This is a genomic window from Wenzhouxiangella sp. XN79A, from assembly GCF_012272825.1.
Lineage (GTDB): Bacteria > Pseudomonadota > Gammaproteobacteria > Xanthomonadales > Wenzhouxiangellaceae.
In genome coordinates this window covers 1-15,892 of record NZ_JAAWWS010000158.1, presented here as the reverse complement: position 1 = coordinate 15,892, position 15,892 = coordinate 1, and the positions used below count along the sequence as shown (strand labels likewise).

Here is a 15,892-nt window from a genome sequence, read left to right as displayed (position 1 = left end):
GGTGGCCCTGGCGGCGGTTCCGGCGGCGGTTCCGGTGGTGGCCCTGGCGGCGGTTCCGGCGGCGGTTCCGGTGGTGGCCCTGGCGGCGGTTCCGGCGGCGGTTCCGGCGGTGGGGGTGGCGGCGGCCGGCCTTCGATCTGCAACAGCCTGCCCTTCCTGCCGTTCTGCTGAGCCGCGGCACCGCGCAGCGAATACGCCGCCCCCAGTGGCGGCGTATTCGTTTGCAGATCCGCCGAGAACACCGGATCGATCCGGTACGATAGCGGTCCTTCCCGAATCGACCCGCTCCCGATGTCCAGATCCGAATCGCACGACAAGCTCGCGACCCGCGTGATCCACGCCGGCCAGGCACCCGATCCGTCCACCGGCGCGATCATGACGCCGATCTACACCACCAGCACCTACGTGCAGTCCAGCCCCGGTGACCACCAGGGTTACGAGTACTCGCGCACGCACAACCCGACCCGCAAGGCCTGGGAGGCCTGCATCGCCGACCTGGAAGGCGGCGTGGCCGGATTCGCCTTCGCCTCGGGCATGGCCGCGGTCGACACCCTGATGCACCTGCTCGAGCCCGGCGACCACGTCGTCGCGATGCACGATCTCTACGGCGGCACCTGGCGGCTGTTCGAACGGGTCCGGCGCCGCTCGTCCGGCCTGGATTTCACCTTCGCCGACCTGGCCGACCTCGACGCCGCGGCCGCTGCGATCACCGACCGGACGAAGCTGATCTGGGTCGAGACGCCGACCAACCCGATGCTGCAGCTGGTGGACATCGCCAGGATGGCCGAGCTGGCGCACCGGCATGGCTGCAAGCTGATCGTCGACAACACCTTCGCCACGCCGATGCTGCAACGCCCGATCGCACTGGGCGCCGACGTCGTGCTGCACTCGGTGACCAAGTACCTGAACGGCCACTCGGACATGGTCGGCGGCGCTGTGGTCGTCAACGACGAGGCGCTGGCCGAGCAGGTCGGCTTCCTGCAGAACTCCGCCGGCGGCGTGCAGGGCCCGTTCGACGCCTGGCTGGCGATGCGCGGCGCCAAGACGCTGGCGCTCCGGATGAAGGCCCACTGCGAGAATGCACACCGCATCGCCGAGTGGCTGGTCGAGCAGCCGAAGGTCGGCAAGGTGATCTACCCCGGCCTGGACAGCCACCCGCAGAAGAAGCTGGCCGAGCGCCAGATGTCCGGCTTCGGCGGCATGGTCAGCTTCGACCTCCAGAGCGATCTGCCGACCGCCCGCCGGTTCCTCGAGAACACCCGGCTGTTCGCGCTGGCCGAGTCGCTCGGCGGTGTCGAGAGCCTGGTCAACCACCCGGCGATCATGACCCACGGCACCGTTCCGAAGGAGCGGCGCGAGGCGCTCGGCATTACCGACTCGCTGATCCGGCTGTCGGTCGGCATCGAGGACGTCGGCGACCTGATCGCCGACCTCGAGACCGCGCTGGACGCAGTCTGACCTGGAGGGGCGTGGACTGAAGATTCATCCACGTTCCAGGAGACCGCCATGTCCAAACGCGATGCATGGATCGAAAAGATCTAGTGGCTCGACCCCGACGACTGTCGGCCCGGACTGGATGGCCTTGCCGCCTGGGCGGGAACTCGCTGAGCGACCGAGCAGCGATGCCATCCGGTCCGGAGCCCCGGATTGCCCGACACCTTCGAATTCCGTTGCCGTTCTCTGCAGCTAGGCGTCTCTGCGAGCGGCCGTTTTCCCGCAGTTCCAGAAATTCCGGTTTCTCTTCGCGCCCTTCGCCTCTTCGCGTCCCTCCTCTAAAGGATCGAGACACCAAGACCGAAGCTCAGATCGTTTCGATGCCGCTTTCGGTGGCCATGAGAACGACGTCGGCCGGGCGGTGAGCGAACAGGCCGCAGGTGACGACGCCGGGAATCTGATTGATCTTCGTCTCCATGCTGACCGGGTCGACGAGGTCGAGATTGCGAACATCGAGAATCAGGTTGCCGTTGTCGGTGGTGAAGTCCTCGCGCAGCTCCGGCTGCCCGCCCAGGCCGGTCAGCTTGCGAGCAACCAGTGAACGGGCCATCGGGATCACCTCGACCGGCAGCGGAAACTCACCGAGTATGTTGACGCGCTTGCTTTCATCGACGATGCAGATGAACCGTTTGCTGGCCCCGGCGATGATCTTCTCGCGGGTCAGCGCCCCACCCCCGCCCTTGATCAGTCGGCGGTGGGCATCGAATTCGTCGGCGCCGTCGATGTACAGCGCCAGGTCCCCGGTGCGGTTGAGGTCGAGGACATCGACGCCGATGGCCTTCAGCTTTTCGGTGGTCGCGTCCGACGACGAGACCGCGCCCTCGAGCCGAATGCCGCTGGCGCCCAGTTCATCGATGAAGGCGTTGACGGTCGAGCCGGTGCCGACGCCGAGCAGCATCCCGTCCTCGACGTGCTTCAGCGCCGCCCGGGCGACTTCGATCTTCAGTCGTTGCTGGCTCATGCAGGATTCTCCTTTTCCATCTTCAGGACCTGGTCCCACTGGTCCTTCGAGACCGGCAGGATCGACAGGCGGTTGCCGCGCGCGAGCAGCTGGAAGTCGCCGAACTCGTCGGCGCGGGCCTTCATTTCGGTCAGCGAGACCGTGCGCTTCAGATCGCGGACGTGCTGGATATCGACCAGCACCCAGCGCGGGTCGTCCGGATCGGACTTCGCGTCGAAGTAGTTCGAGCCTGCGTCGAACTGGGTCGGGTCGGGGTAGGGTTTCGAGACCACCTTGGCGATTCCGACGATGCCCGGGATCTTGCAGTTGGAGTGATAGAAGAACACCTTGTCGCCCTTCTTCATCTCGTCGCGCATGAAATTCCGGGCCTGGTAGTTGCGGATCCCGTCCCAGGGCTCGGTCTTGTCCTTGCAGGCCTTCAGGTGCTCGATCCCGAACACGTCCGGCTCGGATTTCATCAACCAGTAGTTCATGCGGTTCGAATCCCGTCGAAAACTACTGTTGATGGTAACGCGCGCTCGATCGAAAGGCAGAGACTCCGTTCGCGGGCGTGCTCGGTTCTTCTAGCCCGCATTATTCATGAATCGCCGCGATGATTGCGCCGGGAATCGTTCGCACAGGGGATGTTCCGACCGAGCGGAAGACCCTGCTGTATTTCCGAGCGAGGACGATTCGCTGTGCGGACAAGGACCAGGCAAGGGCGCGAGCTCATTCATGAACAATGCGGGCTAGAGCATGAGCACGAAGAGAAAAGCGAAGCAAAGGACATGGCGTCGAAGAGCGATCTCGCCGAGCCGCAGAGAAACGCCGATCCGGGAAGTGAACCAGCGAGGCAGACGGTAAATGGGGTCATCGACAAATGGGGTCATCGACCGGGAGAAGATCCTGCAGCGATTTCCTCGTTGTTGCGGCCGAGGCGTCGTTCCAGGCAGCGAGGGGTGGTCGGTGACCTTGCGCGTCTACGTGGGGCCGCGCCCCACACCTTGATGTTCGACTGCCTTTCTCTTCGCGTCTTTGCGGTCATTATCCAGGGAATCCGGCCCGCAGCGCCTGCAGCGTCACTCCCGAAACACCTGCAGCCCGCGCTCGGTGAGGACGGCGGCCAGCGGGACGTCCCAGGGATCGGCCGGGAGGCTGTCGAGCTGCTGGAGGGTGTAGGCGGCACCGACCAGCCAGGGCCCGGCTTCGGGGTGGGCACGGAGGAACGCGAAGGCGCGGTCGTAGAAGCCCGCACCCATCCCCAGCCGCATGCCGCTGGCCGAATACGCGACCAGCGGCGTCAGCACGATGTCCAGCCGCTCCGGCTCGCGGAACGGCCCTTCGACGGGCTCGGGAATGCCGAAGCGGTTCGGCTGCATCGGCGTGTCCGGCGTCCAGCGTCGGAAGCGCAGGCCGCGGCCATCGACCACCGGAAGCCAGATCCGCCGGCCGGCCTCGGCCAGCACCTCGAGCGCGGGCCGCAGGTCGGGCTCGCCGCGGAAGGGATGGAACCCGGCCAGGTCGACGCAGTCGCGCTCCTGCAGCAGGCGCAGCAGGTGGCTGGCCATCTGGCGGTCGGCGCGTCGCTTTTCGCCGGGGTGAAGCGCCGCCCGGCTGTCCAGCACCTGGCGGCGCAGGGCATCCTTGCGAACGTCAGGAGCGTCGGCCATGCCGGAACCGGGCGGTGGAAGAAAGAGGCGGGTGCCCTCCGCAGATGCCGCTGCGAAATCGGAGACCTTGAACCAGAGGTTCAGGTGGGACAGCTCTTCGCGCCTTCAGGCGGTTCGCATTCCACGAACTGCACACCAGCATCGAAAGGCGCCGTCCCGAGGTCGATAAGTAGGGACAAGGCATAATGCGATTCCGCTGGCGAACACCGCAGAGAGCACCACGGAACGAATGATACCACCGGACCCGGGAATTCACGGGTCGGCGTCTTCACTCCGGCGGCGAACCGGTGCCGTCCAGGCGGCCGGCGAGATCGAGCAGGCGCTGATCGACCTGCTCGCGGCGATCGGCCGATTCCTGGCGCAGCTTGACCAGCTCGTCGGCCAGGTTCAACGCACACATCACCGCGATCTTCTCCATCGAGGTCAGCTTGCCCGACTCGCGGATTTCGCGCATCTGGCCGTCGAGGAACAGCGCGGCCTCCATCAGCCCGCGACGTTCGCCGGGCTGGCACATGACCTTGAATTCACGGTCCAGGATGCGGACCGAAACGAGCTCCGGTTCGGCCATCAGCTTGCATTCTCCAGCGACTTCAAGCGCTCGATCATCGCCTCGACCCGTGAGCGCGCCTCTTCGTTGCGCTGGACCAGGCCGGCCCGCTCGGCCACCAGCGATTCCTGGCGGGCCAGCAGCGACCGGTTCTCGCGCTCGAGTTCCTCGATCCGCGCGACGAGTTCGCCGACGCGCTGCTCGATGACGTCGATCGCGGCTCGGGTGCGTTCTAGGCTCATGCGCTCAGGACCCCTCTTGAGTTGGTGTGCGTGCGTTGACCTGCGGTGTCTCGTCTTGCCATTTTTCGCTGGCAATACAACGTAATGATAGAACTTTGTCAGGCAGCTTGCCAAGTGGGCCCGGAATCGTTCCCCATTCACTCCCGCATCGCCTCCCGGATGGCCGGCCCGCGCCGTGAGGACGAGGGAGCCCGGTGCTACCATGTACGGCCTGCTCCACGAACGCCTCTTGATGAACGACAACGAATCGAAACTCGCCTGGCTGCTCGCGCTGGCCGCCGACAGCGACCCGGCCCGCGTGGCCGAGACCCACGGCGTGGTGATCGGCCTGCTGGTGGCCGCTCCGGGCCAGGACGACCAGCGACTGGCCGACCAGCTGGCCGGCCTGCAGGTCGGCGACTGGAACTCCGACCGGATCCAGCAGCAGCTGGGCCCGGCGATCGCCACGCTGCGCAGCGAACTGGCCTCGCCGGACATGGACTTCCGCCCCCTGCTGCCGACCGACGACCGCCCGCTGGACGAGCGGACCCATTGCCTGGCCGCCTGGGTCACCGGCTTCCTGGCCGGCTACGGCACGGCCGGCCGCGGGGCGGAACAGGGCGATGCCGCCGAGGCGCTGCGGATGCTCGAGCAGATCGCCCGCGCCGGCCTGGACCCGGAGGCCGACGACGAGATCCAGGAGGAGGCCCTGACCGAACTCAATGAATTCGTGCGCGTGGCCACGCTGCTGCTGCGCGAGGAACGGCTTCGCCAATCCGCCTGACCCGACGCCGTACGACCACCCACGCCGCATGCACGCTCGACCCGCATCCTTGCCGGTGATCCCCTGCCCGATGGACGCCGGCCCGACGCCCGGACGCTGCCGATGAACGCCCCCGATGCCTTTCTCCGCCGCCGTCGCGACCTGATGTCGCTGGCCGAACCCGACAGCGTGTTGATCGTGCCCGGCGCGCGCGAAGTGCTGCGCAACGGCGACAGTCATTTCGCCTTTCGCCAGGACAGCGACTTCCTGTACCTGACCGGCTTCGACGAACCCGAAGCGGTGCTGGTGCTGGTGCCGGGCCGCGAGGCCGGCGAGCAACTGCTGTTCTGCCGCGAGAAGGACCCGGAGCGCGAGCGTTGGGACGGCCCGCGGCTGGGTCTCGACGCGGCGCGCGAACAGCTGGCCGTCGACGACGCCTTCCCGATCGATGACCTCGACGAGATCCTGCCCGGCCTGATGGAGGGCCGCGAGCGGATCTACCACGCGGTCGGTCGCGACCCGACCTTCGATCGCCAGGTAATCGACTGGCGCAACCGGTTGCGCAAGCAGAAGCGCAACGTTCGCGCGCCGGAGGACTTCATCGGCCTCGATCACCTGCTGCATGAGCTCCGGTTGATCAAGTCGGCCGACGAGCTGAAGCGGATGCGACGCGCGGCGAAGATCTCGGCCGACGCGCACGCCCGCGCCATGCGCGCCTGCCGACCGGGCCTGACCGAGGCCGAGCTGACCGCCGAGCTGCTGCACGAATTCACTCGCCACGGCTGCCCGGCTTCGTACCTGCCGATCGTCGCCGGCGGCACCAACGCGCTGATCCTGCACTACGTGAAGAACGACCGACCGCTGCCCGACGACGGACTGGTGCTGATCGATGCCGGTTGCGAGGTCGACGGCTACGCCGCCGACATCTCGCGCACCTTTCCGGTATCCGGACGCTTCACGCCGGCCCAGCGGGCCGTGCACGAGGTGGTGTTCGCCGCCCAGCAGGCGGCGATCGACCGCGTCCGGCCCGGCAACGTGTTCGACGACATCCATGACACCGCCTGCCGGGTGCTGACCGAAGGCCTGATCGAGCTCGGCCTGCTGACCGGCTCGCTGGACGAGAATCTCGAGCAGCAGCACTACCGCCGCTTCTACATGCACAAGACCGGCCACTGGCTGGGCCTGGACGTGCACGACGTCGGCGACTACCGCATCGACGGGCAGTCGCGACAGCTGGAGAAGAACATGGTCACGACCGTCGAGCCGGCGCTGTACATCGGCGTCGAAGACGACCTTCCGGAAGAATTCCGCGGCATCGGCGTGCGGATCGAGGACGACATCCGGGTCACCGACGGCGAGCCCGAGAACCTGACCGCCTCGGTGCCCGCCGAGGCCGCCGCGATCGAGGACTGGATGAACGTCGGATGAACGAAGCGCACGGACACGACGTGGTGATTGCCGGCGGCGGTCTGGCCGGGGCCTCGCTGGCGATCGGCCTGGCCGGTCGCGGCTTCGATGTGGCGGTGATCGAGGCGATCGATCGCGACGCCAACCACCAGCCGAGTTACGACGACCGGACGCTGGTCGTCAATCGCGCCTCGCTGAACATTCTGGGCGCGCTGGGCGTGCTCGACGGGCCGCTGACCCGTTGCCCGATCCGGACCATCGAGATCACCCGCGCCGGCGGCTTCGGCCACGTTCGGCTGCAGGCCGATCGGCACGGCGTCGACCGCTTCGGTGACGTGATCGTCGCCCGCGAGCTCGGCAACCGACTGCTCGAGACGATGAGGAGCACCGACGGCGTCGCCGAGTACTGTCCGGAAACGCTGGAGACCTTCGCCGTCGACGAAGATGGGGTCGAGGTGCGGCTGGCCTCGGGCACCCGGTTGCGTAGCCGACTGCTGGTGGCCGCCGACGGCACCGGGTCGAGCATTCGCCAGGCCGCCGGAATGGCCTCCAGCCTGCACGACTACCGCCAGTCGGCGATGATCTTCAACGTCCAGCCCGACCCGGCCTCGACCGACATCGCCTTCGAACGCTTCACCCCGACCGGGCCGCTGGCCTTCCTGCCGCAGCCCGAAGGCCGGCTGGGCGTGGTCTGGATCGACCGCAGCGAAGCGGTCGAGGCGGCCATGGACTGGTCGGACGACGAACTGATCGAGCGCCTGCAGCGCCGGGCCGGCACCGGGTTCCGCGGCTTCGACCGCCCCGGCAGGCGAGCGCGCTATCCGCTGAAGCTGCTGCGCACGCCGACCCCGATCGGCCGGCGCTGCGTGGCCGTCGGCAACGCGGCGAACACCGTCCACCCGGTCTCCGCGCAGGGCTTCAACCTGGGCCTGCGCGACGTGGCCGGTCTGCTCGACGCACTGGCCGAAGCCCATGACCCGGGCGCCCCGGCCTGGCTGGCCCGCTACGCACAGTCGCGCGCCGGCGACCAGGCCGAAACCGTCCGGTACACCGACACGCTGGCCCGGACCTTCACCAACCCCAGCCTGCCGTTCCGGCTCGGCGCCGGCCTCGGCCTGGCCGCCCATGCGATCCTGCCCGGCCTCCAGCGCCGGCTGGTTCGCTCGGCGATGGGATTCCGCGAGCCGGTCTCGACGCTGGCCCGGGAGACGCCGTGAACACCGGCGGCCCGAACAGCGCAACGCCCGTGGTGGTCGTCGGCGGCGGCGTCGCCGGTGCCGCCGCAGCGCTGGTGCTGGCCGAGCTCGGCCGCGATGTCGCACTGATCGATCGGCGCGAGCCGACACCGCTGGCCGCCGACGCCCCGCTCGATCCGCGCGTGGTCGCGATCAGCCCCGGCTCGCAGCGCCTGCTGGCCACGCTCGGCGCCTGGCGCCGGCTCGATGCCGGCCGCTATGCGCCCTATGCCCGGATGCAGGTGGCCGCCGGCCGCGGCGAGGTGCGCTTCGAGGCGGGCGAGCACGGGCTCGACGCACTCGGCGTCATCGTCGAGATCCCGGCCCTGGTCGACGCGCTCTGGGCCGGGCTGCGCGGCCACCGCCGCGTCCACCTCCACGCACCGGCCGAAATCCGCGCGCTGGACCTCGAACCCGACCGGGCCCGACTGACGCTGGCCGACGGCACCCGCTTCGACGCCGAGCTGCTGATCGGCGCCGACGGCGCGCGCAGCGCCGTGCGCACCGCTGCCGGCATCGACATCGACACCGTCGACTACAACCAGAAGGCGCTGGTCACCCACCTGAGCAGCGAACAGGCCAACCCCGGCACCGCCTGGCAGCGCTTCACCGCACTCGGCCCGCTGGCCCTGCTGCCGCTGCCCCAGCCGTCCGGAAACCAGGGCCGCTCCTCGCTGGTCTGGTCGGTGCCGAACGACCACGCCGAGCGCCTGATGGCCCTCGACGATGCAGCCTTCATCGAGGCGCTGAACGAACACGCCCTCGGCGCACCGTTCGGCAAGGTCACCGCGATCGAAGCCCGGCATGCCCTGCCGCTGATCCGCCGCACCGCCCGACGGCTGGCCAGCGGCCGCGTCGGCCTGCTCGGCGACGCGGCCCGCAACGTCCACCCGCTGGCCGGCCAGGGCCTGAACCTGGGCCTGGCCGATGTCGCCGTACTGGCCGAGCAGCTGGGTGGCCAGCGCACCCGCCCGGACATCGCCCTGGCCCGCTACGCCCGCCGCCGCGGCTCCGACGCCGCGCTGGTCGCCGGCGGCATCCACGTCCTCAGCGAACTGCGCGGCTTCGGCCTGCCCGCGCTCGAAGGGCTCGGCATCGGCTTCGGGTTGATGAAGCGCTCGCGGCTGGCGCGCGGCGTGTTCGTGGATCGAGCGTGCGGGTTGAAGGAAGTCGAGGGGGGCATCCGGGTACTGGAGGCCCGGTAAGGCTCGGCCCTGGCGGCCGGCGCTGAGCGGCCTGCTGGAGGCCCCATCCGGGCGAAGGGTTGTTCTGGCCTGCAGCCGGCTTCGAATTCGAAGTCGCATCACCACCAGAAACCAAAACAGCATTCGAACCACAAAGAAAAGCCACTACCACCCCCAAAAAAACCACCCCCATCTGCAAGAATACGTCGGCGATGAACCTCCCCGAACTCCACCCCGACGACCTCCTCCAACGCGACGTCAGCCGCTTGATCGGCCAGCGCAAGCGCCTGCAGAAGATGTCACCGGACGACCCGAAGCACGAAAAGTCGCTGGCCGATTTCGCGGCCAAGCTGGCCGCATCGAAGGCGAAGGTCGAAGCGAGGAACCAGGCCGCACCGCGGCCCGCCTACGATCCCGAGCTGCCGATCACGGCCCGCAAGGACGATATCGTCGCGGCCATCCGGGACCACCGCGTGGTGGTGGTCGCCGGGGCGACCGGGTCCGGCAAATCGACGCAGCTGCCGAAGATGGCGCTGGAGGCCGGGCGCGGGCGGCGGGGGTTGATCGGCTGCACGCAGCCGCGGCGGATCGCCGCGCGCAGCGTCGCCCGACGGGTGGCCGAGGAACTGGACAGCGAGCTCGGCCAGGCGGTCGGCTTCCAGGTGCGGTTCAACGACCGGGTCTCGGACAACACCTTCATCAAGTTCATGACCGACGGCATCCTGCTGGCCGAGGTGCACGGCGATCGCCGGCTGAACCGCTACGACACGCTGATCATCGACGAGGCCCACGAGCGCAGCCTGAACATCGACTTCCTGCTCGGCTACCTCAAGCAGCTGCTCGACCGTCGGCCGGACCTGAAACTCATCATCACCTCGGCGACGATCGACACCGCGCGCTTCGCCGAGCACTTCGGCGACGCGCCGGTGATCGACGTCGAGGGGCGCAGCTACCCGGTGACGGTCGAATACCAGCCACCGAACGACGGCGAGGCACTCGAACAACAGGTCCGGCGCGCCGTGGCCCGAGCGACGAAGATCGATCCACGCGGCGACATCCTGGTGTTCCTGCCCGGCGAGCGAGAGATCTTCCAGGCCTCGCGCGCGCTGTCCAGGGCCGCCCTGCCGAACACCGAGGTGCTGCCGCTGTATGCCCGGCTGCCGGCCTCGCGCCAGGATGCGATCTTCAAGTCCGGCGTCGGCCGACGCATCGTACTGGCGACCAACGTGGCCGAGACCTCGCTGACCGTGCCCGGCATCCGCTTCGTGATCGACTCGGGGCTGGCCCGCATTTCGCGCTACGCGACCCACTCGAAAGTGCTGCGGCTGCCGGTCGAACCGGTGTCGCAGGCCTCCTGCAACCAGCGCGCGGGGCGCTGCGGACGGGTCGGGCCGGGCACCTGCATCCGGCTGTTCGACCAGGCCGACTTCGATGCCCGGCCCGAGTACACGGAGCCGGAGATCCAGCGCGCCGGCCTGGTCGGCGTGGTGCTGGAGATGCTGGCGCTGGGCCTGGGCGACCCCGAGGCTTTTCCGTTCATCGATCCGCCGCCGACCAGACTGGTCAACGAAGCCTGGTCGACGCTGGTCGAACTGCAAGCCGTCGACGAGGCGCGTGCGCTGACGCCGCTGGGCCGCCAGCTGGCCGCGCTGCCGGTCGACGCGCGCCACGGCCGGATGCTGATCGAGGCCGACCAGCGCGGCGCGCTGGCCGAGGCGCTGGTGCTGGTCGCCGCGCTGGGCCTGCAGGACCCGCGCGAGCGGCCGCCGGACCAGCAGCAGGCCGCCGACGAGGCGCACGCCCAGTTCCGGGTCGCCGGCTCGGACTTCCTGGGCCTTTTGACACTGTGGAGCTGGTGGCAGAACCAGCGAACAGCGCTGTCGCGCAGCCAGGCCGACAAGCTCGCGAAACGCAGTTTCCTGTCGCCGCTGAGGCTGCACGAGTGGGGCCAGCTGGTCGCGCAGCTCAGGGAGCTGGTCCGGGAGAACGGCTGGGCGGTCGGGCGAATCCGCACCCTCGATGAAGGCGTGGCCGAATCGGTGCATCGCGCCCTGCTCTCGGGCCTGCTGGCCCAGGTCGGCCGGCACGACGAGGACGGCGACTACGTCGGCGCGCGCGGTCACAAGGTACGGATCTTTCCGGGCTCGGCGCTGGGCCGCTCGCGGCCGGGCTGGATCATGGCCGCGGAGCTGGTCGAGACCTCGCGGCCCTGGGCCCGGACGGTCGCGACGATCAAGCCCGAGTGGCTGGAGCAGCAGGCCGCGCACCTGACCCGGTCGCGCGTGTTCGACCCGCACTGGGACCGCCGCGCCGGCCGCGTGATGGGCTACCAGCAGGTCACGCTCTACGGCCTGACCCTGGTCGAGAAGCGCCGCATCCACTACGGTCCGCACGACCCCGACACCGCGCGCGAACTGATGATCCTGCACGCGCTGGTCCGCGGCGAAATGGACTTCGAGGCCGGTTTCCTCAAGCGCAACCGGCAGCTGGTCGACGAGCTGGCCACCCACGAACACAAGCGCCGGGCGCGCGACGTGCTGGCCGACGAATCCGCCCGCGTCGAATTCTTCGACCAGCGGCTGCCGCCGCAGATCTTTACCGTCAAGGCCTTCGGCCGCTGGTACGAGGGCCTGGACGAGAAGCAGCGCGCCCAGCTGCTCTACGACCACGCCACCCTGCTCCGCGACGACGCCGAACCCCCCGGCGAGGAGTTTCCGGACCGGCTCGAGCTCGACGGCGAGGTGTTCGAGCTCGACTATCGCTTCGAGCCGGCTCACCCGGCCGACGGAGTGACGGTGATCTGCCCGCTGCACCGCCTGAACCGGCTCGACCCGGACCGGCTGCAGTGGCTGGTGCCCGGGTTGCGCGCCGATGCCGTCAAGGGCCTGATCGGCACCTTGCCGAAGTCGAAGCGGCGCGCCTTCGTACCGCTGGCCGACTACGCGAAGGCCGCGCTGGAGGCGTTGGGCGAACCGGCGGGCAGTCTGCACGAGCGTCTCGCCGCCGAACTGGCCCGGATCGGCGGGCTCGAGATCACGCCCGACGATTTCCAGCTCGAGCGCCTCGACGAGCACCTGCGATTCAACGTCCGGGTGCTCGATGAAGGCGGCAGGATCCTGGCCGAGTCCCGCGACCTCGAAGGGCTGCAGGCCGACCTCGGCGAGCGGGCGCGGCGCGACTTCATGGCCCGCCAGGCCGAGGAATGGCAGCGCGACGGCCTGACCGAGTTCGACGACCTGGTGCTCCCGGAGCAGGTCCGCACGCGCGCCGGCGACCCGGCCTGGCCGGCGCTGATCGACCAGGGCCGGGCGGTCGGCCTCCGGCTGTTCGACGACGAGGCCGAAGCCCGCGCCGCGCACCACGGCGGCATTCATCGGCTGCTGCTGGTGCGGCTGGCCGACAAGCTGAAGTACGTCGCGAAAAGTCACCGGCTGTCGCAGCAGGCCGCGCTGGCGTGGACGCGCGTCGAGGACGTCGCCACGCTGGAACGCACCCTCGGCGAACGGCTGGTCGGCGACCTGGTCGACGACGCCTGGGCGGTGCGCGACGCCGCCGGGCTGGACGCGCTGGAGAAGAGCCTGCGGCCGATCCTGGTCGACCGCTGCCGGGCCGCGATCGAGGTCCTGGACCGCGTCGTGCTGCGCTGGCACGCGGTGCGCCGCCGGCTCGACGACATCGGCCCGGCCCAGCCCTCGGCGCAGGCCGACATCGAGTCCCAGCTCGAGGACCTGGTCTACCCGAGTTTCGTCGCCGACATCCGCGCCGAGCGGCTCGGTCATTACCCGCGCTACCTCGATGCGATCGACGCCCGGCTCGACGCGCTGGAGCTCGATCCGCGGCGCGACGTGCAGCGCCAGGCCGAGACCGACCCGTGGTGGCAACACTACCTCGAGCACCTGGCCGGCGGCGGGACCTACACCGATGCGCTGGACCGCTATCGCTGGCTCGTCGAGGAATACCGGGTGCAGGTCTTCGCCCAGCAGCTGGGCACGGCGGAGAAGGTCTCGAAAAAGCGACTCGAACAGGCCTGGGGCACCGTTCTCCGCGAAGCCGCCTGAGCCTCAGCCGTCCAGCAGCGCGTCGATTCGTGCGGTGACGTCCGCCACCGTCACCAGATCCATCACGCCGTCCCGCTCGATCCGCTTGCCCCACCTGAGGTCCTCGGGCGCCTTGCCCATGAATCGCCGCGCGGCTTCGGGAAAGCGATCGACGCAGTGCTCGAGGCTGCCCAGCGGACCCGAGCGCTTCGACCAGGTCGCCGCGTACAGCCCGACCACCGGCGTGCCGAGGGCGGCGGCGAAGTGGACCGGCCCGGAATCCGGGGCGATCAGGCAGGCGGCGCGTTCGAGCATCGCCAGGGCCTGGCCCAGCGTGTCCTGGCCGACCAGGTCCAGCGCATCCCGGGTCATCGCGGCAGCGATCGCATCGGCCGTCTGCCGCTCGATCCGCGACGGCCCGCCGACCAGGATCACCGGCCGGCCGTGCCGCTCGATGATGTGATCGGCGATCGCTGCATAGCGCTCGGCCGACCAATTGCGCCCGGGGTGACTCGAACAGGGGCTGATCAGCACCGCGCGATCGGCCTCGGGTTGGTGGATCCGGGCGAACTCGCGGTCGCGCTCGGCGACCGGCGGCGCGCGGTCGATGCCGTCGGTGGCCGCACCCAGCGCCCGGGCGAATTCCAGCATCGCCTCGGCCTGGTGCTGGAGCGGCACGGCACGGATGCGCTCGTTGACCACCAGGCCGTGGCCTTCGCGCGAGCGGTCCCGGTCGAAGCCGATCCGGCGATCGGCGCGCACCGACAGCGACAGCAGGCTGGCCCGGGCCGAGACCTGCGCCTGCAGCAGCACGTCGAAGCGCCGGCCGCGCAGCGCCCGGCGGACGGACCGTCGACCGCGCCGGCCGGTCTTCTTGTCCAGCACGATGAACTCCACGCCGCCCATCGCCTCGGCCAGCCGATGTTCGCTCCTGCCGATGATCCAGGTGATCGACGCGTCCGGAAACGCGCGCTGCAGCGTCCGGACCAGCGCGATGCAGTGGCAGACATCGCCGAGCGCCGACAGCCGCATCAATACGATCGAGCGCGGAGCTGCGTTCAATGGACAGCCCGGCGGGCAGCGGGGACAATGCGAATCATCATGGAACGCATTCTACGATCCGGCTCCGACATCGTGCTGCACGATCCCCGGCGCCTGCCGTCGCCGTCGCCGGCCTGGCTTCACGCCGAGGCCTGGCTTCACGCCGAGGCCTGGGAGCGGGCCGGCGGCATCGTTGCGCGCTTCGGCGGCCGGGGCGAGGCGCTGGCCGTCGATGGCCCGTTCGGGTCGGCGGTACTGAAGACCTACCGGCGCGGCGGCCTGGTCCGCCACCTGGTCCGGCAACGGTATGCCTGGACCGGGTTCGACCGCGCCCGCAGCGTTCGCGAATGGCGCGTGCTTCGAGCGCTGTTCGATGCTGGCCTGCCGGTGCCCGAACCGCTGGCCGCCCGGGTGTCGCGCCGCGGGCTCGGCTACCAGGCCGCGCTGCTGACCCGGTACATCGACGGCGCCCGTCCACTGGACCGGGTCGCCGACGAGCTCGATCCCGGCGACTGGCAAGACATCGACGCCCTGATCGATCGCTTCGCCGCCGCCGGCCTGCACCACCCGGACCTCAACGCCACCAACCTGCTCGTCAGCCCGGACGGCCGACTGTGGCTGGTCGACTTCGACCGCGCACGCCTGCGCAACCGCCCCGCCAACCCGGGCCCGATGCACGCCCGACTGACACGATCGCTGACGAAGCTGGGGATTCGGCGGCGCTGAAACTGAACGCTCGACCTCGCCTGTGGGAGCGGGGCTTGCCCGAGATCGATGGCCAGGGCAGCCATCGCTTGCAGGCAGGCTCCCGAAGTCGAACCCATCGGAGCGCATCCTCTACGCCTCCGTCATCCCGGGGCGCTGCAGGCGAACCCGGGACCTCTTCTATTCCTCCGTCATCCCGGGGCGCCGAAGGCGAACCCGGGACCTCTTCTATTCCTCCGTCATCCCGGGGCGCCGAAGGCGAACCCGGGACCTCTTCTATTCCTCCGTCATCCCGGGGCGCCGAAGGCGAACCCGGGACCTCGTGACGAAATCGCCCTTCGAACCCCGGCAGTTCGCGCGGAAATCCGACCTCTCAAAAACGAATCCACCGCCAGCACCCGATCGAAGTCCCGTGGGAGGCCGGCTGTGCCGGGCGAAGGGTGGCCGAGCCGGTTCGCGAGCAAGCTCCCTCCAACAGTCGATCTCGGCGGCGCGCAAGATCAAATCCCTGTTGGAGGCCGCTTGCGGGCGAAGGGTGGCCGAGCCGGGAGCTGGTTCGCGAGCAAGCTCCCTCCAACAGTCGATCTCGGCGGAGCGCAGGACCGAAGGCCTGTTGGAGGCCGCTTGCGGGCGAAGGGGGGCCGAGCC

13 protein-coding genes and 1 other RNA gene are annotated in these 15,892 nt (G+C 69.4%); 7 read left to right on the top strand and 7 right to left on the bottom strand.

The window, feature by feature from the left end; translation table 11 throughout:
- Positions 1-291 precede the first annotated feature (291 nt).
- Positions 292-1,458 carry a cystathionine gamma-synthase gene (locus HFP89_RS12915; RefSeq protein ID WP_168718083.1) on the top strand — a complete coding sequence of 389 codons (1,167 nt, stop codon included), beginning with the start codon at positions 292-294 and terminating at the stop codon, positions 1,456-1,458.
- A 343-nt stretch (positions 1,459-1,801) separates the two neighbouring features.
- Here HFP89_RS12915 and rpiA read toward each other — a convergent pair whose 3' ends face one another.
- From rpiA to HFP89_RS12885, 6 genes are all read right to left on the bottom strand, one after another.
- Positions 1,802-2,455 carry a ribose-5-phosphate isomerase RpiA gene (gene rpiA, locus HFP89_RS12910; RefSeq protein WP_168718082.1) on the bottom strand — a complete coding sequence of 218 codons (654 nt, stop codon included), beginning with the start codon at positions 2,453-2,455 and terminating at the stop codon, positions 1,802-1,804.
- Positions 2,452-2,928 carry an EVE domain-containing protein gene (locus HFP89_RS12905; protein WP_168718081.1) on the bottom strand — a complete coding sequence of 159 codons (477 nt, stop codon included), beginning with the start codon at positions 2,926-2,928 and terminating at the stop codon, positions 2,452-2,454. The genes rpiA and HFP89_RS12905 overlap by 4 nt, the downstream gene beginning before the upstream one ends.
- 585 nt (positions 2,929-3,513) lie before the next feature.
- Positions 3,514-4,104, bottom strand: a complete 591-nt coding sequence (locus HFP89_RS12900) for a 5-formyltetrahydrofolate cyclo-ligase (RefSeq protein ID WP_168718080.1) — start codon at positions 4,102-4,104, stop codon at positions 3,514-3,516.
- Between the two features lie 31 nt (positions 4,105-4,135).
- A non-coding RNA gene (gene ssrS, locus HFP89_RS12895) (6S RNA) lies at positions 4,136-4,322 on the bottom strand.
- Between the two features lie 50 nt (positions 4,323-4,372).
- Positions 4,373-4,672, bottom strand: coding sequence for a cell division protein ZapA (locus HFP89_RS12890; RefSeq protein ID WP_168718079.1), 300 nt, complete (start codon positions 4,670-4,672; stop codon positions 4,373-4,375).
- Positions 4,672-4,893, bottom strand: coding sequence for a TIGR02449 family protein (locus tag HFP89_RS12885; protein ID WP_168718078.1), 222 nt, complete (start codon positions 4,891-4,893; stop codon positions 4,672-4,674). Before HFP89_RS12885 ends, HFP89_RS12890 begins: the two co-directional genes overlap by 1 nt.
- A 232-nt stretch (positions 4,894-5,125) precedes the next feature.
- Between HFP89_RS12885 and HFP89_RS12880 the strand changes: the two genes are divergently transcribed.
- The 5 genes from HFP89_RS12880 (at position 5,126) to hrpA (ending at position 13,519) form a co-directional block, all read left to right on the top strand.
- The gene (locus HFP89_RS12880; protein WP_168718077.1) at positions 5,126-5,656 is read left to right on the top strand and encodes a UPF0149 family protein; all 531 of its coding nucleotides are present in this window, start codon (positions 5,126-5,128) and stop codon (positions 5,654-5,656) included.
- Between the two features lie 102 nt (positions 5,657-5,758).
- A complete protein-coding gene (locus tag HFP89_RS12875) occupies positions 5,759-7,063 on the top strand; it encodes an aminopeptidase P N-terminal domain-containing protein (protein WP_168718076.1) in 1,305 nt (434 codons plus the stop codon).
- Complete coding sequence (locus tag HFP89_RS12870) at positions 7,060-8,259, top strand: FAD-dependent monooxygenase (RefSeq protein WP_168718075.1); 1,200 nt, start codon at positions 7,060-7,062, stop codon at positions 8,257-8,259. The genes HFP89_RS12875 and HFP89_RS12870 overlap by 4 nt, the downstream gene beginning before the upstream one ends.
- Positions 8,256-9,482, top strand: a complete 1,227-nt coding sequence (locus tag HFP89_RS12865; protein ID WP_168718074.1) for an FAD-dependent oxidoreductase — start codon at positions 8,256-8,258, stop codon at positions 9,480-9,482. Before HFP89_RS12870 ends, HFP89_RS12865 begins: the two co-directional genes overlap by 4 nt.
- A gap of 191 nt (positions 9,483-9,673) precedes the next feature.
- A complete protein-coding gene (gene hrpA / locus HFP89_RS12860; protein WP_168718073.1) occupies positions 9,674-13,519 on the top strand; it encodes an ATP-dependent RNA helicase HrpA in 3,846 nt (1,281 codons plus the stop codon).
- Between the two features lie 3 nt (positions 13,520-13,522).
- Here hrpA and HFP89_RS12855 read toward each other — a convergent pair whose 3' ends face one another.
- On the bottom strand, positions 13,523-14,530 hold the full coding sequence (locus HFP89_RS12855; protein ID WP_168718072.1) for a glycosyltransferase family 9 protein: 1,008 nt from the start codon (positions 14,528-14,530) through the stop codon (positions 13,523-13,525).
- A 69-nt stretch (positions 14,531-14,599) separates the two neighbouring features.
- Here HFP89_RS12855 and HFP89_RS12850 point away from each other — a divergent pair, with 69 nt between their 5' ends.
- On the top strand, positions 14,600-15,265 hold the full coding sequence (locus HFP89_RS12850; protein ID WP_168718071.1) for a 3-deoxy-D-manno-octulosonic acid kinase: 666 nt from the start codon (positions 14,600-14,602) through the stop codon (positions 15,263-15,265).
- Positions 15,266-15,892: the final 627 nt, after the last annotated feature.

Bases quoted from the DNA above. Each gene is read 5' to 3' on its own strand.
- HFP89_RS12915 (WP_168718083.1), top strand. From the start codon at position 292: ATGTCCAGATCCGAATCGCACGACAAGCTCGCGACCCGCGTGATCCAC.
- rpiA (WP_168718082.1), bottom strand. From the start codon at position 2,455: ATGAGCCAGCAACGACTGAAGATCGAAGTCGCCCGGGCGGCGCTGAAG.
- HFP89_RS12905 (WP_168718081.1), bottom strand. From the start codon at position 2,928: ATGAACTACTGGTTGATGAAATCCGAGCCGGACGTGTTCGGGATCGAG.
- HFP89_RS12900 (WP_168718080.1), bottom strand. From the start codon at position 4,104: ATGGCCGACGCTCCTGACGTTCGCAAGGATGCCCTGCGCCGCCAGGTG.
- HFP89_RS12890 (WP_168718079.1), bottom strand. From the start codon at position 4,672: ATGGCCGAACCGGAGCTCGTTTCGGTCCGCATCCTGGACCGTGAATTC.
- HFP89_RS12885 (WP_168718078.1), bottom strand. From the start codon at position 4,893: ATGAGCCTAGAACGCACCCGAGCCGCGATCGACGTCATCGAGCAGCGC.
- HFP89_RS12880 (WP_168718077.1), top strand. From the start codon at position 5,126: ATGAACGACAACGAATCGAAACTCGCCTGGCTGCTCGCGCTGGCCGCC.
- HFP89_RS12875 (WP_168718076.1), top strand. From the start codon at position 5,759: ATGAACGCCCCCGATGCCTTTCTCCGCCGCCGTCGCGACCTGATGTCG.
- HFP89_RS12870 (WP_168718075.1), top strand. From the start codon at position 7,060: ATGAACGAAGCGCACGGACACGACGTGGTGATTGCCGGCGGCGGTCTG.
- hrpA (WP_168718073.1), top strand. From the start codon at position 9,674: ATGAACCTCCCCGAACTCCACCCCGACGACCTCCTCCAACGCGACGTC.
- HFP89_RS12855 (WP_168718072.1), bottom strand. From the start codon at position 14,530: ATGCGGCTGTCGGCGCTCGGCGATGTCTGCCACTGCATCGCGCTGGTC.
- HFP89_RS12850 (WP_168718071.1), top strand. From the start codon at position 14,600: ATGGAACGCATTCTACGATCCGGCTCCGACATCGTGCTGCACGATCCC.